The following is a 21,531-nucleotide window of genomic DNA, read 5'->3' on the forward strand; positions in this document are numbered from 1 at the left end:
GGCGGATTTTTGCGAGCGCGCTGCGAGCGCGCGTCGCAGGACGCGGCGGAGCGCGCCACGCCGGCGGTGGGCGAAAGTCCGTCGGAAATGATCCAGGCGCGCGCGATGCTCGAAGGCTCGGTCGTCATGCTGGCCTCGGCCCGCGTCACGCCGCAGCACCTGGAGCGCGTGAGGGCCGCGCTCGAAAGCATGCGCCAGGATGGCCGGAGCGGCCGCACGCAGATCGAGAACGACCGGCGCTTTCACATGGCCATCGCCGAGATGACGGGCAACTCGGTGCTCGTGCGGCTGGTCGGGGAACTCTTCGATGGACGGCACAGCCCGATCTCGTCGCGCATGAGCGAGCGCACCGAGGATTCGCAGGCGTGGAAGGCGGCGTTCGCCGAGCATGAGGCCATCTACCGCGCGCTGGAAGCGCGGGATCCGCAGGTCGCCGTGGCGGCGATGCTGCATCACCTGAGCGTCTCGCATGCGCGGCGGACGCAGGAATCTGCGTTGCCTGCGGCTGACTGATATCAATCGATCTTGATGCCGTTCGCCTTGATGAGGCGGCCCCACCGTTCGCGCTCGCCCTTCACATACACGGCCATGTCGTTCGGTGTGCCCGGCAATCCTTCGACGCCGAGCGCCAGGAATCGGGCTTTCACAGGGGCCGAGTTCAGTGCATCGACCAGTGCCTTGTTGAGTTTCTCGACCATCTCTGCGGGCGTGGCGCTGGGCACCGCAAGTCCCTGCCACGCATACGCCTCGTAGTCGGCGAGCCCTTGCTCTGCGAGCGTCGGCACGTCGGGCAGCGTTGCAATGCGCTTGGCGCTCGCAACACCGATGGCCTTGACCTTGCCGGCCAGCACGAACTGGTTGCCGCTGGCGGTGTCGACCATCATGAAGGGCACCTGGCCGCCGAGGATGTCCTGCATCGCCGGCGCCGCGCCGCGGTAGGCGACGTGCGTCATCGTGACGCCGGTCTTTTCACGCAGCAGCTCGGTCGCCAGATGGTGCGGACTGCCGGCACCAGCCGAAGCGTAGTTCACGCCGCCGGGTTGCGCCTTGGCCCAGGCGATGAACTCCTTGAAGTTCTTCGCCGGCACCTGGGGACCGACCACCAGCACGAGCGGAAAGCGCGCCAGCATGCCGACCGGCGCGAGATCTTTCTCGGCGTTGTAGCTGAGCTTGGAAAACAGGAACGGGTTGGCTGCGAGGGTGGCGAAGTCGGCCGTCAGCATGACGTTGCCGTAGTCCTTCGAGCGGGCGGTGTAGTCCGCGGCGATGTTGGTCGCCGCGCCAGGCTTGTTGTTGATGACGATGGGCCGGCCCAGGCTCCTTGTCATCGCCTCGGCTGTGGCGCGTGCGACGGAGTCGGAGCCGCCGCCTGCGGCGTAGCCCACCACCCATTCAATGGGCTTGCTGTCCTGCGCGATGGCGAGATGGGTGCTTGCGGCCAATGCCAGGCCGGTCAGAAAAAGGCGAATCATGGGTTTGTCTCCGGTGGTTATGACTGGTGATTTCAGCTGCGTCTTGCAGCGGCGAGCGCATCGTGCAGCACGGGCAGCCATCCGATGTGATTGGCCAGGACGAGCACCAGCCGCGCATTGAAGGCGTGGCTTTCGTCCGTGGAGAGGCCTTGGTGGGCGTCGATCAGGGCCTCGTAGAAATCATCCGGGGCATCGATGTTGGGTGCGGTCGTCAGGTGCGCGGTGGTGGCTTGCGGCATGGCGGGATCCTTCAGGCGTTGCAGCAAAGCGCGCGATCAAGCGCGGCACGCACGAGGCCGGTGTCGGCCTGGCGCCAGCGTCCGCACACATGCTGGTCGGGGCGTAGCAGGTAGACCGTGCCGGGCCTCGCGCCGTAGCGCCGGGCCGCCAGCGCATGCGCTTCATCGATCGGGATACGCACCGTCGCGACGGGCACGCCTGCAGCGGCGCCCGCTTCGGCCGCAGCGCGTGCCGCGCGGTCCGCTGTCTCGCCGTCGCCGAACACCAGCGCCGTGAACGTGCCCTTGCCTGCTTCCTGCAGCAGCCAGCCCGCCTTGCCATCGGCGCGGATCACCGGCGCGTCCGCCGCCACGGCGCCCGGCACCATGCCCCCTTCGAAGGCGTCGGCGTCCGGCGTGTTCAGGGCGGAGGTGCGCAGCGTGGCCGGCACGGACAGCCGGCCGCTGTTCACCAGGGTGCGCGCAAAGGCGTGGGACTTTGCGAGTTCGAGCACCGCATCCCGGAACAGCCTGCTGATCTCGCTCTTGGGCGTGATGAAGTCGGTGGCGCGCGTCGAGTTGAGGATGTTTTCGTCGGCCGCGTATTCGCGTTCGTGGCCATAGCTGTCGAGCAGCGCGTCGGGCGCCCGGTGCTGCAGGACCGCGGCAAGCTTCCACGCCAGGTTCTCCGCGTCCTGCACGCCCGAGTTGGCGCCGCGGGCGCCGAACGGGGAGACGCCGTGCGCCGAATCCCCGGCGAAGAACACGCGGCCCTGCCGGAACCGATCCATCCGCAGGCAGGAGAAGGTGTAGACGCTCGCCCATTCGAGATCGAACTGCGCGTCCTCGCCCAGCAGGGCCTTGACGCGCGGAATGATGTTCTCGGGCTTCTTTTCTTCTTCGGGATCGGCGTCCCAGCCGAGCTGGAAGTCGATGCGCCAGACGTTGTCGGGCTGCATGTGCAGCAGCACGCTCTGGTTGCGATGGAATTCGGGATCGAACCAGAACCAGCGTTCGGCGGGCCGGTCGAGCTTCATCTTCACGTCGGCGATCAGGAAGCGGTCCTTGAACTGGCGGCCCTTGCTTTCCAGCCCAAGCAGCCCGCGCATGCTCGAGCGGCTCCCATCGCAGGCCGCAGCATAGTCGGCATCGAGCTGGTACGGTCCGTCGGGGGTCTCGACCGTCAACGTGACGTGATCCGCATGCTGCGCGACGCCCGTGACCTTGTTCTTCCAGCGCAGGTCGATCAGCGGCAGCTCGGCCGCGCGCTCCGCCAGGAAACCTTCCACGTAGTACTGCTGCAGGTTGATGAAGGCTGGGCGCGCATGTCCCGTTTCCGGCAGCAGGTCGAAGCTGTAGATCTCCTCGTTCCTGAAGAACACGCGGCCGACGTTCCACGACACGCCCTTGTCGACCATGCGGTCGCCGCAACCGAGCCGATCGAAGATCTCGAGCGTGCGCTTCGCGAAGCAGATGGCGCGGGAGCCGGCGGACAGCGTGTTGTCGTTGTCCAGAAGGATCACCGGAATCTCGCGCTGCGCCAGATCGATGGCCAGCGCCAACCCGACCGGGCCTGCGCCGACGACGACCACCGGGCGGCGCACCGGCGTCGCGGCGTCCTGGTCGGGATGGCGGGCGTAGTCGAACGCCAGCTTCTGGTAGTCGACGGCTTCCCCCTTGCGGAACGCAAGTTCATTCAGTTGCATGGTTCTGTCTCCTGCGGCGCGAGGCGGTTCAGCCCTCCAGCGTCTTCCACATCTCGATGTCGCGCTCGGCCGTCCAGATGCGCGGGTCGGGGTACCGGGTGGCCTCGTCGTAGCAGCGCGTCACGTCGAACGGCATGCAGTGGTCGAAGATGACCCAGTGGCCGTACTTGGGCTTGAGGGTGGCGAAGGTGTCCTGGTAGACCGCATGGAGGTCCTTGCCGGCGGCCACGCCGGCCTCGACGCAGGCGCGCACGTCGGCAATGAAACCGCCGGTGGCTTTGAGGCCGGCGGCCACCTGCTCCTCGCCCAGCAGAGCGGGGCCGCGGCCTGGAACCAGCGCGGCAGGCTTCAGCGCTGCAATGTTCTCGAGCGTCTGTGGCCAATCCTTGAAATAGGCATCGCCCGCGTAGGGCGTGGCGTCGAACTCGACCAGGTCGCCGCTGAGCAGCACCCGGTCCTGCGGCAGCCAGACCACGGTGTCGCCCTTGGTGTGGCCGCGTCCGAGCTGCAGCAGTTGCACCTCGAGCTTGCCCAGCCACAGCGTCATCTTGCCGGTGAAGGTCAGGGTGGGCCATGTCAGCCCCGGTGGCACGGTCTCGACGTTCTGGAACAGGCGCGGGAAGCGCCCGATCTCGCTCGCCTTGTCCTGTTCTCCGCGTTCAACGATCAGGTCACGGGTGTCCTGGCTCGAAATGATCTGCTGCGGATTGAAGCCACTCGCGCCCAGCACGCGCACCGCGTGATAGTGGGTCAGGACGACGTACTTGATCGGCTTGTCCGTCACCTCGCGGATGCGCCTGACCACGTCTTGCGCCATCGCTGGCGTGGCCTGGGTGTCCGCCACGAGCACGGCGTCGTCCCCCACGATGATGCCGGTGTTCGGGTCGCCCTCGGCCGTGTAGGCCCAGGCGTGTTCCGAGAGCTTTGTGAAGCTGACCGTCTTCTCTTCGAGGTCGGCCTGGGAGGCGAATTTCTTGGGGGTGTTCATGCGGGGCTCCTGGATCGGAATTTGTCTAAAACAAACGCGTTTGCAGTATGCAATGTGAATTTGTTTATAGCAAACTAATTTGCATAGGAAGAATTAGGTGTTTTCCCCAGGCTGCCACGCCCGCTGGTTTGCACATGGCAAATCTCTTCGTCCTGGCCAAACTAGACTTGCGAGAACTTGAAAGGCGATATGCGAGACAGCCATCCCGGAGAAGCCGCGAAGGAAGACAAGGGGCAGCGTGCCGTTCAGGCGATCGAGGTGGGGGGGCGACTGCTGCTTGCCTTGGCCGGCAGCCAGACGCCCTTGACGCTCAGGGACCTCTCGAGCCGATCCGGACTGCCCGCTTCACGCGCGCACCCATACCTGGTGAGCTTCGGCAAGCTCGGGTTGATCGAACAGGAATCCGAAACCGGCCGCTATGCGCTCGGCCCGGCCGCATTGCAGTTGGGACTGACATGCCTGCACCAGCTGGACCCGGTCCGGGTTGCATTGCCCATCGCCCGGCAGCTTGCAGCGTCGACCGGGCATGCGGTCGCGGTAGCCATCTGGGGCAACTTCGGGCCGACGATCATTCGCATGATCGAGGCGCGCGAACCGCTGCACGTGTCCATGCGCGCTGGAACCGTGATGTCCATACTCGGCACGGCCACCGGCCGCGCCTTTGCGGCCGTGCTGCCCGCCGAACGCATCGAGAAGGCCATGGCAGTAGCGCTCGGTGACCCGGAAGACCGGAGGGCGCCGTTGCTGAAGCCGAAGGCCAGGGAACTCCTGGAGGCTGTAGCTGAGTTTCGTGACCATGGCGTCACACGCGCCGAAGGAAAGCCGATCCCCGGCATCAACGCTTTCAGTGCCCCCGTCCTTGATCACGACGGCGAACCTGTTGTCGTGATTACGGCGCTGGGGCATCGGGACAGTTTTTCGGCGGACTGGAATTCCAGTGCCGCGACAGCCGTTCGCCATGCGGCAGCGGAAGCATCCAGCCGTCTTGGATGGCGAAACGTCTGAGCCGCGCGTGCGAGCGAGCACGGCAACCGCCCCCTGGGCTACACTATTTTTCGCTCCTTGCCCGGCCCGCGCCTTGAAAGCGCGGCGCGCCTCGATACGTATTCACACCATCGACCGTCACGCTCCTCGTGGACACGTCTCAAAAGCGCTCGAAGCGCTCCTCCGCCCAGGCCGATTCGCCCGAAGATCAAGGCGATGTCGATGGACGCCTGTTCGTCGGTTCGATGGAAAAGGGGATGCGCGTCCTCGAGCTGTTCAACGAACACCCCTCCACCCTTTCGATCGGCGACATTGCGCAGCACACAGGCATGGGCCGCAGCGCGGCGCAGCGCTTCGTCTACACGCTCCACCGGCTTGGCTACCTCAGCAAGGACAGCGAGTCGAAAAAGTACCTGCCCTCCCTGAAGCTGCTGGGCCTGGTGCGCGGCATCCATCGCCATCATCCGCAACGGGAACTGGCGTACCCGTTGCTCGAGAAGCTCGCCAGGGAGACGCGCGAGACGGTGTCGTGGGTGGAACTGGACGGAGACGAGGTGGTCGTGCTGCTGAACATCCCCGGGTCGCACATCACGGCCATCAATCTTCCGGCCGGAAGCCGCTTTCCTGCGCTCACCTCTTCCTCCGGCCAGGTGCTTCTCTCGCAGGCTCCGCAGGCACAGCTGTTGAAGATGCTTGACGCCCTGCCTCCCGAGATGCGGGCCCGCTTCGGCAGCCGCAGCCGCTCCGAGGTGCTCTCCATTTTCCGCAAGGCAGCGGAAGACGGGCATTCATTCACCGAGAAGAATTTCGGCGATGACGGCGTGTCCGTGTCCGTACCGGTGACGGATTTCTCGGGGCGCCCGATCGCCGCGCTCAACATATCGACCGTACGGTCGCGCTACAGCATCGCGCAGGCGCGCGAACTGATACTCCCCCGGCTCGAACGGGCGGCACGCGAAGCTTCCATCTGAGCGCAGGGCTCGCCCCGCGCCCCGCTGCCCCATTCCCTCTCTTCTTTTCTGACTGCCGGATGTGCCGACGGCCGGCTCGACCGCCGCATTCGGGTGGTGCGCGTATCCACGTACTTGACGCGGTGAGGCATACCGCCGAAGATTAAATTGAATTGCAAACTTGATAATTGCATTTCAATTATTTAAGTCTTCCGATTTTTGTCTTCTCCAACAGGGAACGAGATGTCGCAAGGAAACCTTTTGCCCGGATCGGTCGCCATGGCTTCGCTCAGCGAGGAAACCATCGGCGAGCTGCTCGCTCGCCGCGCCCGCTCCAATCCGGGAGACGTCTACTGCACCTTCAGGGGCGAGCGCATCAGCCTCGGGATGCTCGACCGGCGTGTGAATCAGGTGGCCACCCTGCTGAAGTCGCAAGGCCTGCGAAAAGGCGACCGGGTCGGCGTCATGCTGCCCAGCCATCCCGATCACCTCTACCTGATCTTTGCGCTGGCGCGGCTGGGCATGGTTCGCGTACCGATCAACGCGCACCTGCTGGGCGCGCCGCTGGCCCACCTGCTCGGCGAGCTCGCGCCGCAGGCCATCGTCGCCGACGGTGCCTACCGCGTTGCGCTCGAGGAACTCGCAAGCGACCTGCCCCAGGTGATCTGGCGCAACGGCATCGACGGGGAGTTCGACCGCTTCGCGGCCTGCTACGAAGACGATGCCGCGCCAGCCGTGAAGACCGACGAGATCATCGCGCTCAGCCCGAGTTCGGGCACCACCGGCGCACCCAAGGGCGTGCTGAAGTCCGACCGCCACCTGCGCGCCGGACCGATGGCCATCCTTCGCCTGACGGAGGCCGCACCGGGTGACGTCTTCCTGTTCTGGGAGGCGCTGCACCACGGCTCCGGCGTGGCCGTCGCGATTGCCGCACTGATGGGCGGTTTCCAGCTGGCCATGCTGGAGCGCTTCAGCGCCTCGGGATTTTGGGACGACGTTCGCCGCCACCAGGCCACGCACATCCACTACCTGGGCAGCGTGCTGCCGATGCTGCTGAAACAGCCGGAGCGCCCGAACGACCGTGAGCACGGCGTGCGCATCGCCTGGGGAGGCGGCTGTCCCGCCGATGTGTGGCACGCATTCGCCGAGCGTTTCGGCGTGTCGATGCGGGAGGGCTACGGACTCTCCGAACTCATCACCTTCGTCACGGCCAACATCGACGGACCACCGGGCTCCATCGGCAAGCCGCTGTCGTACTACGAGATCTCGCTGCTCGCCGACGACGGGTCGCCGGTCGCGCCGGGTGCCAAGGGCGAAATCGCCATTCGCGCGCTCGACCCGCGCCTGGGCTTCCTGGGCTACTTCAGGAACCCGCAGGCCGACGCCGCCGCGCGCCGCGGCGATCTGTTCTTGAGCGGCGATCTCGCGCACCGCGATGCGAACGGCCATCTCTTCTACGCGGGGCGCAAGAAGGACATGCTGCGGCGCCGCGGGATCAACATTGCGGCCTGGGACGTGGAGAGCGTCTTCGCGCAGCACGATGCGGTGGCCGAAGTGGCACTGGTCGGCGTGCCCAGCGAGCTTGGCGAAGACGAACTCAAGCTGTTCGTGCGCCTGCGCGAGGGGGCCAGCATCACGCCGCTCGAGCTGATCCGCTGGTGCAGCGGCAAGCTGCCGTACTTCCAGATGCCACGCTACGTCGAGTTCATCGATGCCTTCCCCAAGACACCGACGCAGCGGATCCAGAAGAAGGAGCTGTCTCGCAGCGTCACGGGTGTGTGGGACGCCGACGCCGCCGGCTTTCGCGCGGTCAGGCACTGACTACGCACCCGCCTCAAGGGCGCTCACCGATTCCCCGATTGCTCAACTGAAAGGAAAAGTCATGGTCCGAGCTCACTTGAATCGCTGGCGCCAGGCGATGGTGATGGCTTCCAGCCTCGCCTTCTGCGCATGGGCCCAGGCCGGCCTCGCCGACAAGCCCATCACCTTGGTCGTGGCCTTCCCGGCCGGCGGCGGCGTCGATGTGGTCGGGCGCATCCTTGCCCAAGGCATGGCACAGAAGCTGAAGCTGTCCGTGGTGGTGGACAACAAGGCGGGCGCCTCCGGTGCGATCGGCGCGCAGTTCGTCAAGCGCGCGGCGCCGGACGGCCACACGCTTCTCATGGCACCGACCACCTCGTATGTCATGTCCGAAAAGATGTCCAGCGCCGAGGCCGTCGGCTACGAAATCGCCAAGGACTTCAGGCCGGTGGCCACGGTCGGCGAGCTGCCCCTGGTCATGCTCGCGTCGAAGGCGAGCGGAATCACCTCGTATGCGGAACTGTCCGCCAAGGCCAGGCAGCAGCCGGGCAAGCTCGCCTACGGCTCGTCGGGCAACGGCTCGACCGAACACATCGTCACCGAGTGGTTCCGGCAGCAGGCGGCCATTGAACTGCTGCACGTGCCCTACCGGGGTTCTGCGCCGGCGATGGCCGACCTGTTTGCGGGCGAGATCCAGTTCATGGTGACCACCTCGCCGACGGCGCTCACCAACCTGGCCTCGGGAAAGGTGGTGGCCGTGGGCGTGGCGAGCCCGCAGCGCTTGGCCATTTTCCCGGGGCTGCCCACCTTTGCGGAGCAGGGCCTGCCGCAGTTCGTCGCCGCCTCGGTGTATGCGGTGCTGGCGCCCAAGGGGACGCCCGACGACGTGGTCGCCACGCTGAATGCGGTGCTCAACGAGGCGCTGGAAGACGAGGCGGTCAAGCGCCGCTTCGCCCAGCTCGGCGTCGAGGCCGTTCACAGCACGCCCGCCCAGGCGCGCGAACGGCTGCAGAACGAATCGAACAAGTGGGAGCAGGTGGTGCAGCGAATCAAGGTTGCCCGCTAGGCCCCATGGACATCCTGGAAGCGACCAATGACTGAAACACCCTCCTCCACGCAACCTTGCCTCACTCTTGCCATCGACAACGGCGTCGCGCTGATCACGATGGATCGCCCGCACGCCATGAACGCGTTCGACCGCACGCAGCGCGAACTCTTCCAGTCCGCCCTGTTGTCGGCCGATGCCGACGCGCAGGTGCGCGCGATCGTGATCACCGGCGCGGGCAAGGCTTTCTGCGCGGGACAAGACCAGCACGAGAGCGCCGCCATGGACGCGGCGGGCTCGGCCGCGCGGATCGACAGCTACATGGCCCTCTATGAAGTGCTCCGTGCGCTCGGCAAACCGGTCATCGCACGGATCAACGGCGTGGCGGCCGGCGCAGGACTGCAGATCGCGCTCATGGCCGACCTTCGCATCGCTTCCACCCAGGCGCGCTTCGGCATGACGGAATTCAAGGTGGGCTCTGCGGCAATCTTCGGCAGCACGTTGCTCAACTCGATCATCGGCGAGGCCGCGATGAAGCGGCTCGTGCTGCTCGCCGAGATCGTGCCGGCCGCGCAGTCCCTCGCGCTCGGGCTGGTCCATGAAGTCGTGGACGACGCTCGCCTGGACGAACGGGTGGCGGAAATCTGCGCGCAGATGTCGCAGTGGTCGCCAACCTCCGTGGCCATCACCAAATCGTGGTGGAAGGAGATGGGCGACGAGATGTTCGCCAAGGCCGCGGCCGCGGCCCGCCGTGGCCATGCCATCAATTTCGCGTCCGGCGCCTACTCGCTCGGCGCAAGGAAATTCACCGAACGCAAGCAGGCGAAGCCCGCCGGGATCTAGATCGGATCCGGTCAAGCCAGCTGCGCCCCGTCTGCGAGCAGCCGTTCGCGCAGCGCCGACATCGGCACGGCACGAACCTTCCCGTACTGCTTCGGCTGCGCCGCCATTGCCGCCGCCACGCCGGCTGCCTGGCCCACGGCCATCGAGATGGTCATCACGCGGATCGCCGCATGTGCGCTGTGCGTCGCCGAGACGCCGCGCCCGACCGCCAGCGCATTGTCGAAACCGACCGGAATCAGGCTGCGGTAGGGGATCTGATAGGCGTGATCGCCGCCGAGCCCTTCGTAGCGCAGTTCGCCGCCAGCGGCCGGATGGATGTCGATCGGATACGCGCCGGCGGCAATCGCATCGGGGAACTGTTCCGGGCGCAGCAGTTCCTCGCTGGTCAGGACATGGTCGCCGACGATGCGCCGCGTTTCGCGCACGCCGACCTGGGTGCCGAACGCACGCAACTGGCCTTCTTCACAGCCCGGCACGCATCGCCGCAGGTACTGGGCCGCTTTCCAGGCCTGGCGCCGGCCTTCGATCTCGGCGGCACCCAGCGCCATGGCGTCCGTGGCATCGATGCCGAGGCGGCCGATGTTGAACCAGCCGTCGGCGCTGAACGGATCACGGCTCGAATGCAAGGCGGCGCGCGCCAACTGCCCGTCGTCGTAGCCGCGCCGCGCCAGGGCGGCAATCTCGGTCTTCGACAGTGCTTCGAAACGCGCGAAGTCGATCGGTCCGAAGCGAAACATCATCGTGGCCGGCTGCAGCGCCTCGCCATCGTCGAGTTCGAGGAAGGTGGCGCCTGCGCGTTGGAGCGCATCGATATCGCCCGAGGCGTCGATCAGCACTTGCGCGCGCAGCTCGACCACGCCGCTCTTGGTCAGCACGTGCACGGAATCGATGTGCCGACCCGTCACCCGGACGTCGAGCACGCTGGCATGCAGCAGCGGGCGCACACCGGCCTCCTGGACCATGTCGTCCAGTACCAGCTTGAGCACTTCCGGCGCGTATTCGACGCGGTCCATCCTGTGGCCCGTCGACATCACGAAGGTGGCGTGCTCGCCGGCGCCGCCGTAGCGGCCGAGCCGCGCCACGACCTCGTCGGCCAGCCCCGCGACCACCCGGCGTCCGTTGGCGGTTTGCCAGCTGTTGAACTGCGCGACGGCGCCGGCCGTGGCATTGCCGCCGAGAAAGCCGTAGCGTTCGACCAGCACCACCGAAGCACCGGCACGCGCGGCCGCAACCGCCGCCATGGCGCCTGCAACGCCGCCACCGCAGACGGCCACATCCGCGTCGATCGTCTTCGCGATGCGATAGCCGAAGGTCTTGTCTTGCATCACGAGTCGGCCTTGATGCCGCGTGCCTTGATCACCTGTTGCCAGCGCGTGCCCTCGTCTTTGAGGTACTGCGCCGTGGCATCCCGGCCGCTGGCGACGGGCTCGACGCTCAGGGAAGCGAAACGCGTCTTCACGGCATCGGTTGCCAGGGCTTGCGTCAGCAGCGTTTCCAGGCGGGCAAGGCCTTCCTTTGGAATCGTGCCCTTCGGCGCGACCAGCGCGGCCCAGCCTTGCACCTCGAGGCTGGGCTGGCCCAGCGACCGCAGCGTCGGCACGCCCGGCAGTGCGGCCACGGGCGCGGGCGAAGACACGGCCAGCGCGCGCAGTCGGCCCGAGCGGATGTGCGCGATCACGCTGGGCAGGTTCAGGAATCCGCAAGACACCAGCCCCCCGATCAGGTCGGGCACCAGCGCGCTCTCGCCCTTGTAGGGAACACTGGTGATGGCGGTTTGCGTCTGGATCGCGAACAGCTCGGCCGTCAGGTGCGCCAGCGTGCCGTTGCCGCTGTTGCCGGCAGTCAACGTGCCGGGCCGCGCCTTCGCTTCGGCAACCAGCTCGGCAAAGCTGGTCAGCTTCGATGCCGCAGGGACGACCAGGACCAGAGGCTGCGCCGACACCATGCCGACCGCATCGAAGTCGCGGGCCACGTCGTAGCTGATCGATGGATTCAGCACCGGATTGATCACCATGCTGTTGCTGCCCATGAGCAGCGTGTGGCCGTCCTTGCTCTGCGCGGCGGCCATCACGCCGATGGCACTGCCGGCGCCCGGCCGGTTCTCCACGATGACGCTCTGGCCGAGCTTCGGCGCCAGCACTTCGGCCAGCACGCGCGCCGAACTGTCGGCGCCACCGCCTGGTGCAAACGGAACAATGATGCGCACCGTCTTGTTCGGCCACGCATCCGCGGTCCAGCCAGTTCCTGCATGTGTGGCAGCCAGGGCGAGCGCGATGGAGGATAGCGCCGTGCGCCGGCTCACGGTCCGCAAGGTGTGGTTCATTTCGAATGTCTCCAATGTCAGGACTTCGATCGTAGAAAGCGCGGCATCGAGAAGCCAATACCAAGATCTGCTCCTCCCATAACATCATGTTATTGGAGGTGCCATGGATATGAACCTGAGACAGATCGAGGTATTTCGCGCCGTGATGCTGGCCGGTTCCGTCACGGATGCCGCGCGCCTGCTCCACGTCTCCCAGCCCGGGATCAGCCGCATGCTGGCGCACATCGAACTGCAACTGGGCCTGCGGCTGTTCGATCGCAAGAAGGGCCGGCTGCTGCCGACCCCGGAAGCGCAGGCCCTCTACGAAGACGTGTCCGAGGTGTATGGCGGCATCCGTCGGGTGACTGAGCGCGCCGAGGAACTCAAGTCGGGGGCGCGACTGTCGCTGCGCGTGCTGGCCAGCCCGAGCACCGCACTGGTCGCCGTGCCACGCGCCGTCGCGTGGTTGGCAAACGAATACCCGGCGGCCAGGATCTATCTCGAGACGCTGCCGACCCGCGAGATGCTGAGCCGCCTGACCAGCCGCGAGGCAGACATCGCGATCTCGACCATCCCCACCGACCACGCGCTGCTGGCATCGAAGCCGGTCGGACAGTGGCGCCTCGTCTGCGTGTTTCCCAGGGGCCACGCACTGTCGTCGAAGCGCTTGCTGCGCGCCGGCGACGTGCTGAAAGAGCGTTTGATCTCGTTCAGCCGGGACACGCCGCAGGGCCGCATCATTGCCGACTGGTGCGCGAGCAGCAAGGTGGAGGCGGCTTCCACCGTCGAGGTGCGCTCCGGACAGATGGCCTGCGCACTGGCGGCCTGCGGCGCCGGCGTCGCGATCGTGGATGACCTGACGGCGCGCGCCTATCGCAGCGACGAACTGGACTTCCGGCCCATCGTCGGCAGTCCATTGCTGGGCATCTTCGCGCTCACGCACGAGGGCTTCGCACCTTCGGTGCTTGGCAAGCGGATGGTCGAACTGGCGGCGGCCTCGTTGAAACAGGCCGGGCGCGGCTGAACCATTTGCGTGTCGGGGAGAACGCGGCCGGCGTGCCGCCCCTGCGCGCATGCAAGCACTTGATTCAAACAGCCGGGGGTCGCGCAAACTCGATCGGCAGATCCTTGAACTGCTTGCGCAAACCCGGCGCGGGCGCCCCGCCCACCACGATGCGCGCAAACGCATCGAGCGGACTGAAGAAGGCGGGGCGCAGGCGATTGAGCTTGCTTTCATCCACGATCAGGAAGCTCTCCGACGCGCTGCGGATCGCTGCCTGCTTCACCGGCACCTCGTGGAAATTGGAGCAGCTCGCGCCCCGCTCCAGGTCCAGTCCGCCGGCTGAAATGAAGGCCTTGTTCACGCCCAGTCGATTGAGATATTGCAGCCCCTCGTCGGAAAAGAAAGTAGCCGACGACGCGTGGTACAGCCCGCCCATCAGCATCAGCTGCGTGTTCGGGCGGCGGCTCAGGATGGACGCGATGTTCGTGGAGTAACACACCACGCTCAGCGGCATGTCGGGCGGCAAGGCTTCCGCGAAATGGACCATGGTGGTGCCGCAGTCGATGAACAGGCTGTCGTGCGCCTGCACCCATTCGGCGGCGCGCTGGCAGGCCACGCGCTTGTGCGCCGCATGCTGGTCGCTGGCCTCGTCGAGCGAGTACCTGTCGCCGCCCGGCAGCGCGGCCGCGAGCACGTAGCCGCCGAGGGCGGTGAGCGGTGAAACGGCCGCCGACAGGTCGCGGCGGATCGTCATTTCGGTCACATCCAGCCGCTGGGCGGCCTGCTTGATCGGCAACGGTCCGCCGGCCTCGACGAGCTCCTGCATCTTGGCAAGGCGCAAGGCCCGGGCCTCGGCGCCGGCGGTCTTTCGCATGTTCTGGTTCCTCTGGTCCACAAGCCCGAGTATCGGGCATCGAAAATGTTATTTGAAAAACATCTTGCGCGATTAAATGTTATTGAAATAACATTCACGCCGATACGCCGCCGGCCCTGCACGACGGCATGCACAACCGATCAGAGACAAAGACATGCCCATTGCCTGCCTTCCACTCATGTGGCGCCTGCGCGCCTCGGTGCCCTTCACGCCATGAATTCCACTTCCCTCGTTCGTGCCAGCGGCGCGGTGCGCGCACGCCCCGTTGCGACGGTCGCGACCGCATCACCCGCGGCCGCTGCCGCATCACCCGCGGCCGCTGCCGCCAACGCCGCCGCGGCGCCCGACAACCAGCCGCACGCCATCGCACGCAACACCGCGCAACCCTTCGAGGCCGGCTGGTTCGACAACATCCGCGTCAACCTCTCGGCGGCCGAGCGCCGCGTGGCCACGCTGCCCGGCCGCCGCTCGGTCAAGAAGGATGCGCAGGCCGGCTGGCTGCTCAAGGCCATCACCTGCATCGACCTGACCACGCTCAACGGCGACGACACGGCCGAGCGCGTGCGCAGGCTGTGCGCCAAGGCCGTGACCCCCGTGCGCCCCGACCTGCTGGCCGCTCTCGGCTTTGCGGACCGCACGCTGCACACCGGCGCGGTCTGCGTCTATCACCGCTTCGTGGCCACGGCCGTGGATGCGCTCGCGGGCACCGGCATTCCGGTGGCGGCGGTCTCCACGGGCTTTCCCGCCGGGCTGATTCCGCACGAGCTCAAGCTCAAGGAGATCGAGGCCTCGGTGCACGACGGCGCGGCCGAGATCGACATCGTCATCACGCGCGAACACGTGCTCACCGGCCAGTGGCGCAAGCTCTACGACGAGATGCGCGACTTCCGCCTCGCCGCGGGCGACGCGCATGTGAAGGCCATCCTCGCGACGGGCGAGCTCAAGACGCTGCGCAACGTGGCCAAGGCCTCGATGGTCTGCATGATGGCCGGCGCCGATTTCATCAAGACCTCCACCGGCAAGGAGGGCGTGAACGCCACGCCACTGGTCACGCTGGTGATGCTGCGCATGATCCGCCAGTACGAGGCCCGCACGGGTTTTCGCGTGGGCTACAAGCCGGCCGGCGGTGTCTCCACCGCCAAGACCGCGCTCGACTACCAGGTGCTCATGAAGGAAGAACTGGGCCGCGCCTGGCTCGAGCCCGAGCTGTTCCGCATCGGTGCCTCCACCCTGCTGGCCGACATCGAACGCCAGCTGGAACACCACGTCACAGGCCGCTACTCGGCCTTCCACCGCCACCCGATCGGATGACCCGATGAGCAGCAGCAACAGCAGCGTCGCACGCTATTTCGACACCATGGACTACGGCCCCGCGCCCGAGAGCGACACCGACGCCCGCCAATGGCTCTCGCGCCATGCCGAGGGCTTCGGCCACTTCATCGGCGGCCGTTTCACCGCCGCTTCGGCCGGCGCGCATTTCGACACCGCCGAACCGGCCACCGGCCAGCAGCTCGCCCGCATCGCGCAAGGGTCCGCACAGGACGTGGACGCCGCCGTTGCTGCAGCGCGCGCCGCGCAGGCCGGCTGGCTGACGCTCGGCGGCCACGGCCGTGCACGGCACCTGTACGCCCTGGCGCGCATGGTGCAGCGCCATGCGCGGCTGCTCGCGGTGGTCGAGGCGCTGGACAACGGCAAGCCGATCCGCGAGACCCGCGACCTCGACGTGCCGCTGGTGGTGCGCCACTTCTATCACCATGCCGGCTGGGCCCAGCTGCAGGAGCGCGAGTTCGCCGACCAGGTGCCGCTGGGCGTGATCGGCCAGATCATTCCGTGGAATTTCCCGCTGCTGATGCTGGCCTGGAAGATCGCCCCCGCGCTTGCGCTGGGCAACACGGTGGTGCTCAAGCCGGCGGAGTTCACGCCGCTCAGCGCCCTGCTGTTCGCCGAACTTGCCGCAGAGGCCGGCCTGCCCGCGGGCGTGCTGAACGTGGTGACCGGCGACGGCACCACGGGCGCGGCGCTGGTGGCGCACGAAGGCGTCGACAAGATCGCCTTCACCGGCTCGACCGACGTGGGCCGCCTGATCCGCGAGGCCACCGCGGGCTCGGGCAAGTCGCTCACGCTGGAGCTGGGCGGCAAGTCGCCCTTCATCGTGTTCGACGACGCCGACATCGATGCCGCGGTGGAAGGCGTGGTCGACGCCATCTGGTTCAACCAGGGCCAGGTGTGCTGTGCCGGCTCGCGGCTGCTGCTGCAGGAAGGCATCGCGGCCGACTTCATCGAACGCCTCAAGCGCCGCATGCAGAGCCTGCGCGTGGGCCTGCCGCTGGACAAGGCGATCGACATCGGCAGCCTGATCGACCCCTCGCAGCTCGAGCGCGTGCGTTCGCTGGTGGCCACGGGCGTGCGCGAAGGCGCGGCCTGCTACCAGCCGCCGGGCGCGCTGCCGGCGGGCGGCAGCTTCTTTCCGCCCACGCTGCTGACGGGCGTGCATCCTGCTTCCACCGTTGCGACCGAGGAGATCTTCGGACCGGTGCTGGTGGCCATGACCTTCCGCACGCCCGACGAGGCCGTGGCGCTGGCCAACAACACGCGCTACGGGCTCGCGGCCAGCGTATGGAGCGAGACCATCGGCCTTGCGCTGGGCATCGCGCCGCAGCTGCAGGCCGGCGTGGTGTGGGTCAACGCGACCAACCTGTTCGACGCGGGCGTGGGCTTCGGCGGCTACCGCGAATCGGGCTACGGCCGCGAAGGCGGGCGCGAAGGCTGCTACGAATACCTGAAGCCGCGCGCGTGGGCCGGACGCAAGCCGCGTTCGGCCACAGCGCCTGCCCAGGCCGCGAACGAAGCGGACAAGGCGCCGCCGGCTGCCGCGGGGCTTCCGGCCATCGACCGCACGGCCAAGCTGTTCATCGGCGGCAAGCAGGTGCGCCCCGATGGCGAGCAGTCGCAGCCGGTGTTCTCCGCCGCCGGCCACCGGATCGGCGAGGTGGGCGCCGGCAACCGCAAGGACATCCGCAACGCCGTGGCCGCCGCGCGCGCCGCCGCCGGCTGGTCGAGCGCCACGCCGCACCGCCGCGCCCAGGCGCTCTACTACCTGGCCGAAAACCTTTCGGCACGCGCCGGCGAATTCGCCGCGCGTCTCACGAGCCTGACCGGCGCGGCCGCGCGCGCCGCGCAGGCCGAGGTCGACGCGGCCGTGAGCCGCCTCTTTGCCTACGGTGCATGGGCCGACAAGTACGAGGGCACGGTGCACGTGCCGCCGCTGCGCGGCGTGGCGCTCGCCACCATCGAGCCCATCGGCGTGGTGGGGGTGGTGTGTCCCGACGAGGCGCCGCTGCTGTCCTTCGTGAGCCTGCTCGCCCCGCTGCTCGCCATGGGCAACCGCACGGTGGTCGTGCCGAGCGGGAAGCATCCGCTGATCGCGACCGACTTCTACCAGGTGCTCGAAACCTCCGACCTGCCCGCCGGTGCGGTCAACCTCGTGACCGGCCCCGCCGCCGCCCTCGCGCAGACGCTGGCCGAGCACGACGACGTCGATGCGCTGTGGGTCTTCGGCGCGAAGGCGCTGTCGCGCACGGCCGAGCGACTCTCGGTCGGCAACCTCAAGCGCACGCTGGTCGATCACGGCCTGGCCACCGACTGGCACGACGGCGCAGCCGCCGAAGGTCCGCTGTTCCTGCGGCATGCCACGCAGGTCAAGAACATCTGGATTCCCTATGGCGAATGACCGCGGGCCATACCGCCGAAACCCTGTAAACCGAGGGAAATCCCCCAATAGCAAACGTTTGCGCAAACGTTTTCTTTCTCTAAGATCGCGGCCAACCGAACTGTTCCCACCCCAGGAGTACGCATGCTGAAGTCCATCCATCCGCTGCTCAATGCCGACGTGCTGTACGCCTTGCGCGCCATGGGCCACGGCGACGAACTGGTGCTGTGCGATGCCAATTTCCCGGCCGATTCGGTCGCGCGCCAGACCACGCTGGGACGGCTGCTGCGCATCGACGGCGCGGGCACCACCGAGGCGGCGCGCGCCATCCTGTCGGTGCTGCCGCTCGACGAGGCGGTGGACGATCCGGCGCGCCGCATGGAAATCATGGGCCAGCCGCACGAGATCCCGCCGGTGCAGCAGGAGATGCAGCGCGAGATCGACGCGGCCGAAGGACGTTCGCGCCCGCTGGGCTCGATCGAACGCTTCGCCTTCTACGAAGCCGCGCGCCGCGCCTACTGCGTGATCGCCACCGGCGAGCGCCGCTTCTACGGCTGCTTCATCTTCAAAAAGGGCGTGCTCGCGCCGCAGGACTGACCCCATGACCGTCGTCACTTCCAGGCAGCACGGTGTGGCCGTGCTCGGCATCTTCGTCGCCGACCTCGCGTTTCGCGCGTCCAGCCTCCCGGGCGTGGGCCAGACCATCGCCGGCTCGGGCTTCGCGATGGGTCCGGGCGGCAAGGGATCGAACCAGGCCGTGGCGGCCGCGCGCGCGGGTGCCGGGGTGACGTTCATCTCCAGGCTGGGGCAGGACGCCTTCGGCAACGACGCGCTCGCCCTCTGGTCGCGCGAAGGCATCACGCCGCGCGCGCCGCAGGTGGCGGCACAGCCGACCGGCGCGGCGTTCATCTACGTGCACGAGGTCACCGGCGACAACGCCATCATCGTGGTGCCGGGCGCGGCCGCGCTGATCGATGCGGCCGACGTGGATGCGGCCGCCGATGCGATCCGCGGCGCGCGCGTGTTCGTCACCCAGCTCGAGCAGCCGGCCGCCGCCGCGCGACGCGGGCTGGAGATTGCGCGCGAAGCCGGCACGGTCACGGTGTTCAACCCCGCGCCCGCCCTGCCCTTCGACGACGCGCTCTACGCGCTGTGCGACTACATCACGCCCAACGAGCACGAGGCCGCGGCCCTGAGCGGCATGCCCGTCGAAACCATCGAGGATGCGCGACGCGCGGGCGACTTCTTCCTCGCCAAGGGCGTGGGCTGCGCGCTCATCACGCTCGGCGACAAGGGCGCCCTGCTGCACAGCGCCAGCGGCTCCGAGCACATTCCGGTGTTCCGCGCCGGCGCGGTGAAGGAAACCGCCGGCGCGGGCGACGCCTTCAACGGCGGCTTTGCGGCCGCGCTGGCCGAAGGCGCCACCGCCCGCGAGGCGGCGCGCTTCGGCGCGGCGGTCGCCGCCATCTCGGTGACGCGTGCCGGCACGGCGCCCTCGATGCCCATGCGCGCCGAGGTCGATGCGCTGCTGGGCCGCGCCGCCTGACAGGACTCTCTCTCATGAAGCTCAAGTTCTCGGACCGCGAACTCAACTTCCTGGTCGGCATCAACGTCCTCATCCTCGTGGTGGCGACGGTGCTCTCCAGGGGCGACTTCCTCGACGTCTACAACTTCCAGTCCATGGGCGGCCAGCTGCCCGAGCTCGGCCTGCTGGCCATGGGCGTGGCGCTGTCGATGATCTCGGGCAACGGCGGCATCGACCTGTCGGGCGTGGCGCTGGCCAACCTGGCCGGCGTGGTGGCCGCCACGCTCGCACCGCAGCTGGCCGCGCCCGATGCGTCGCCCTGGCTCTACACCGGCTGGTTCGCCGCCATTGCGCTGGCGGTGGGCCTGGCCGGCGGGCTGCTCAACGGCGTGCTGATCGCGAAGGCAGGCCTCACGCCGATCCTCTGCACGCTGGGCACGCAGCTGCTCTACACCGGCCTGGCCGTGGTGCTCACGGGCGGCTCCAGCCTGCGCGTGGGCGAGGCCGAGGCGCTCTCCGCCATCGGCAACGAGATGGTGCTGGGCGTGCCGATTCCGTTCGTGATCTTCCTCGCCATGCTGCTGGCCGTCGGCTGGCTGCTGCGGCAGAGCCCGTTCGGCATCCGCCTGTTCCTGCTCGGCACCAACGCCAAGGCGGCGCGCTACGCCGGCATCTCGCAGGCCCGCATGCTGATCGCGACCTATGCGCTGTGCGGATTCCTCGCTGCCGTGGCCGGCGTGATCATCGCCGCGCGCACCGCGAGCGTGAAGTCGGACTACGGCAACTCCTACCTGCTGATCGCCATCCTCATCACGGTGATGGCGGGCGTGCGGCCGCAGGGCGGCTACGGACGCATGGTGTGCCTGTTCTTTTCGGCAGTGGCGCTGCAGCTGCTGTCGAGCACCTTCAACCTGCTGGGCATTTCCAATTTCTTCCGCGACTGCGCCTGGGGCCTGCTGCTGCTGTTCTTCCTGGCGTACGGGCGCTTCGGCCTGCAGGACCTGCGCGTCTTTCTTTCCACCACGCGCTCCAGCGCACCGCCGCACCAGCTCCCTCCTGGCACGACGCAAAGAAATCCCGAGGGCTAGGAGACAACACAAATGCTGAAGAAAACCAAGATCGCCTGCACCGTGCTCGCACTCACCACCGTGGCTTTCGCCTCGGCACTGCATGCACAGGGCAAGCCGCAGGACATCGTCACCGTGGTCAAGATCACGGGCATCAGCTGGTTCAACCGCATGGAAGTGGGCGTGAAGGAATTCGGCGCGAGCACGCCGGGCGTGACCACGCGCCAGATCGGCCCGGCCCAGTCGGACGCCGCGCAGCAGCAACGCCTGGTGGAAGACCTGGTGGCCAGGAAGGTCGACGCCATCGCCGTGGTCTCGATGGACCCGCCCACGCTGGAGCCGGTGCTCAAGCGCGCGATGGAGCGCGGCATCAAGGTCGTGACGCACGAGGCCGACAACCAGAAGAACACCATGGTCGACATCGAGGCCTTCGACAACACGGCCTACGGCGCGCGCATCAACGAGCGCCTCTCGGCCTGCATGGGCCAGCAGGGCAAGTGGACATCGCTGGTCGGCTCGCTGGGCAGCCAGTCGCAGGTGCAGTGGGCCGACGGCGGCGCCTCGAACGCGAAGAAGTACCCCAAGATGCAGCTCGTCGATGCCAAGAACGAATCGCTCAACGATGCCGAGAAGGCCTACGGCAAGGCCAAGGAAATGCTGCGCAAGCACCCCGATCTGAAGGGCTTCCAGGGCTCGTCGTCGCTCGACGTGCTGGGCATCGGGCGCGCCGTGGAAGAAGCCGGCCTGCAAGGCAAGGTCTGCGTGTTCGGCACGGGCCTGCCGAGCGAGGCGGCCAAGTTCCTCGAATCGGGCGCGGTCGGCGGCATCGCCTTCTGGGATCCGAAGGACGCCGGCCTCGTCATGAACAAGGCGGCCAAGATGCTGATCGACGGCAAGACCATCGCCGACGGCGCCGACATGGGCGTGCCGGGCTACAACAAGGTCTCGGTCAAGAAGGGACCGGGCGCCGGCGTCATCGTCACGGGCCAGGCCTGGGTCGAAGTCGACAAGCAGAACTACAAGAAGTACGCCTTCTGAGCCTGCG

20 protein-coding genes are annotated in these 21,531 nt (G+C 67.5%); 13 read left to right on the top strand and 7 right to left on the bottom strand.

All coding sequences use genetic code 11. The annotated features are described in order from the left end of the window. Window positions 1–9 precede the first annotated feature (9 nt). Window positions 10–513 carry a FadR/GntR family transcriptional regulator gene (locus VAPA_RS30370; RefSeq protein ID WP_021004059.1) on the top strand — a complete coding sequence of 168 codons (504 nt, stop codon included), beginning with the start codon at window positions 10–12 and terminating at the stop codon, window positions 511–513. A gap of 2 nt (window positions 514–515) precedes the next feature. Here the strand turns inward: VAPA_RS30370 and VAPA_RS30375 are convergent, their stop codons facing one another. Genes VAPA_RS30375 through VAPA_RS30390 form a run of 4 tightly spaced genes read right to left on the bottom strand, consistent with a single transcriptional unit; the run spans window position 516 to window position 4,384 of the window. Next, entirely contained in the window at window positions 516–1,472 is a 957-nt protein-coding gene (locus VAPA_RS30375) for a Bug family tripartite tricarboxylate transporter substrate binding protein (protein ID WP_021004060.1), read from the bottom strand. 32 nt (window positions 1,473–1,504) lie between these two features. Next, window positions 1,505–1,711: a DUF2783 domain-containing protein gene (locus VAPA_RS30380; RefSeq protein ID WP_021004061.1), complete on the bottom strand. Its 207-nt coding sequence runs from the start codon at window positions 1,709–1,711 to the stop codon at window positions 1,505–1,507. 11 nt (window positions 1,712–1,722) lie between these two features. Next, window positions 1,723–3,396, bottom strand: a complete 1,674-nt coding sequence (locus VAPA_RS30385; protein WP_021004062.1) for an FAD-dependent oxidoreductase — start codon at window positions 3,394–3,396, stop codon at window positions 1,723–1,725. Window positions 3,397–3,424: 28 nt separating this feature from the next. After that, a complete protein-coding gene (locus VAPA_RS30390; RefSeq protein WP_021004063.1) occupies window positions 3,425–4,384 on the bottom strand; it encodes an MBL fold metallo-hydrolase in 960 nt (319 codons plus the stop codon). A 189-nt stretch (window positions 4,385–4,573) separates the two neighbouring features. Between VAPA_RS30390 and VAPA_RS30395 the strand changes: the two genes are divergently transcribed. From VAPA_RS30395 to VAPA_RS30415, 5 genes are all read left to right on the top strand, one after another. Beyond that, a complete protein-coding gene (locus tag VAPA_RS30395) occupies window positions 4,574–5,389 on the top strand; it encodes an IclR family transcriptional regulator (RefSeq protein ID WP_021004064.1) in 816 nt (271 codons plus the stop codon). 128 nt (window positions 5,390–5,517) lie between these two features. Continuing rightward, window positions 5,518–6,339, top strand: coding sequence for an IclR family transcriptional regulator (locus VAPA_RS33680; RefSeq protein WP_021004065.1), 822 nt, complete (start codon window positions 5,518–5,520; stop codon window positions 6,337–6,339). A gap of 258 nt (window positions 6,340–6,597) precedes the next feature. Continuing rightward, the gene (locus tag VAPA_RS30405; RefSeq protein WP_041946693.1) at window positions 6,598–8,139 is read left to right on the top strand and encodes an AMP-binding protein; all 1,542 of its coding nucleotides are present in this window, start codon (window positions 6,598–6,600) and stop codon (window positions 8,137–8,139) included. A 103-nt stretch (window positions 8,140–8,242) separates the two neighbouring features. Next, entirely contained in the window at window positions 8,243–9,184 is a 942-nt protein-coding gene (locus VAPA_RS30410; protein WP_196232590.1) for a Bug family tripartite tricarboxylate transporter substrate binding protein, read from the top strand. A 27-nt stretch (window positions 9,185–9,211) separates the two neighbouring features. Continuing rightward, the gene (locus tag VAPA_RS30415; RefSeq protein ID WP_021004068.1) at window positions 9,212–10,006 is read left to right on the top strand and encodes an enoyl-CoA hydratase/isomerase family protein; all 795 of its coding nucleotides are present in this window, start codon (window positions 9,212–9,214) and stop codon (window positions 10,004–10,006) included. 11 nt (window positions 10,007–10,017) lie between these two features. Here VAPA_RS30415 and VAPA_RS30420 read toward each other — a convergent pair whose 3' ends face one another. Together VAPA_RS30420 and VAPA_RS30425 are read right to left on the bottom strand one after the other, a co-directional pair. Further along, entirely contained in the window at window positions 10,018–11,331 is a 1,314-nt protein-coding gene (locus VAPA_RS30420; protein WP_041946694.1) for an FAD-dependent oxidoreductase, read from the bottom strand. After that, the gene (locus tag VAPA_RS30425; RefSeq protein ID WP_051255468.1) at window positions 11,331–12,329 is read right to left on the bottom strand and encodes a Bug family tripartite tricarboxylate transporter substrate binding protein; all 999 of its coding nucleotides are present in this window, start codon (window positions 12,327–12,329) and stop codon (window positions 11,331–11,333) included. The genes VAPA_RS30420 and VAPA_RS30425 overlap by 1 nt, the downstream gene beginning before the upstream one ends. Window positions 12,330–12,438: 109 nt before the next feature. Between VAPA_RS30425 and VAPA_RS30430 the strand changes: the two genes are divergently transcribed. Then, window positions 12,439–13,332: a LysR family transcriptional regulator gene (locus tag VAPA_RS30430; RefSeq protein WP_051255438.1), complete on the top strand. Its 894-nt coding sequence runs from the start codon at window positions 12,439–12,441 to the stop codon at window positions 13,330–13,332. A 64-nt stretch (window positions 13,333–13,396) separates the two neighbouring features. On the opposite strand, the gene VAPA_RS30435 is transcribed toward VAPA_RS30430, so the two are convergent. Further along, complete coding sequence (locus VAPA_RS30435; RefSeq protein WP_021004072.1) at window positions 13,397–14,185, bottom strand: DeoR/GlpR family DNA-binding transcription regulator; 789 nt, start codon at window positions 14,183–14,185, stop codon at window positions 13,397–13,399. Window positions 14,186–14,398: 213 nt separating this feature from the next. Here VAPA_RS30435 and deoC point away from each other — a divergent pair, with 213 nt between their 5' ends. From deoC to VAPA_RS30465, 6 genes are all read left to right on the top strand, one after another. Next, entirely contained in the window at window positions 14,399–15,496 is a 1,098-nt protein-coding gene (deoC, locus tag VAPA_RS30440) for a deoxyribose-phosphate aldolase (protein ID WP_041946695.1), read from the top strand. A gap of 4 nt (window positions 15,497–15,500) precedes the next feature. Beyond that, window positions 15,501–17,915: an aldehyde dehydrogenase family protein gene (locus VAPA_RS30445; protein ID WP_021004074.1), complete on the top strand. Its 2,415-nt coding sequence runs from the start codon at window positions 15,501–15,503 to the stop codon at window positions 17,913–17,915. 123 nt (window positions 17,916–18,038) lie between these two features. Continuing rightward, on the top strand, window positions 18,039–18,491 hold the full coding sequence (locus VAPA_RS30450) for an RbsD/FucU family protein (RefSeq protein WP_021004075.1): 453 nt from the start codon (window positions 18,039–18,041) through the stop codon (window positions 18,489–18,491). A 4-nt stretch (window positions 18,492–18,495) separates the two neighbouring features. Next, the gene (locus VAPA_RS30455; RefSeq protein ID WP_021004076.1) at window positions 18,496–19,440 is read left to right on the top strand and encodes a ribokinase; all 945 of its coding nucleotides are present in this window, start codon (window positions 18,496–18,498) and stop codon (window positions 19,438–19,440) included. A 14-nt stretch (window positions 19,441–19,454) separates the two neighbouring features. Then, window positions 19,455–20,507: an ABC transporter permease gene (locus VAPA_RS30460; RefSeq protein ID WP_021004077.1), complete on the top strand. Its 1,053-nt coding sequence runs from the start codon at window positions 19,455–19,457 to the stop codon at window positions 20,505–20,507. Between the two features lie 12 nt (window positions 20,508–20,519). Further along, on the top strand, window positions 20,520–21,524 hold the full coding sequence (locus VAPA_RS30465) for a substrate-binding domain-containing protein (protein ID WP_021004078.1): 1,005 nt from the start codon (window positions 20,520–20,522) through the stop codon (window positions 21,522–21,524). The last annotated feature ends 7 nt before the right edge of the window (window positions 21,525–21,531 follow it).

This window comes from Variovorax paradoxus B4 (assembly GCF_000463015.1).
In the GTDB taxonomy this organism is placed as follows: Bacteria; Pseudomonadota; Gammaproteobacteria; order Burkholderiales; family Burkholderiaceae_C; genus Variovorax; species Variovorax paradoxus_E.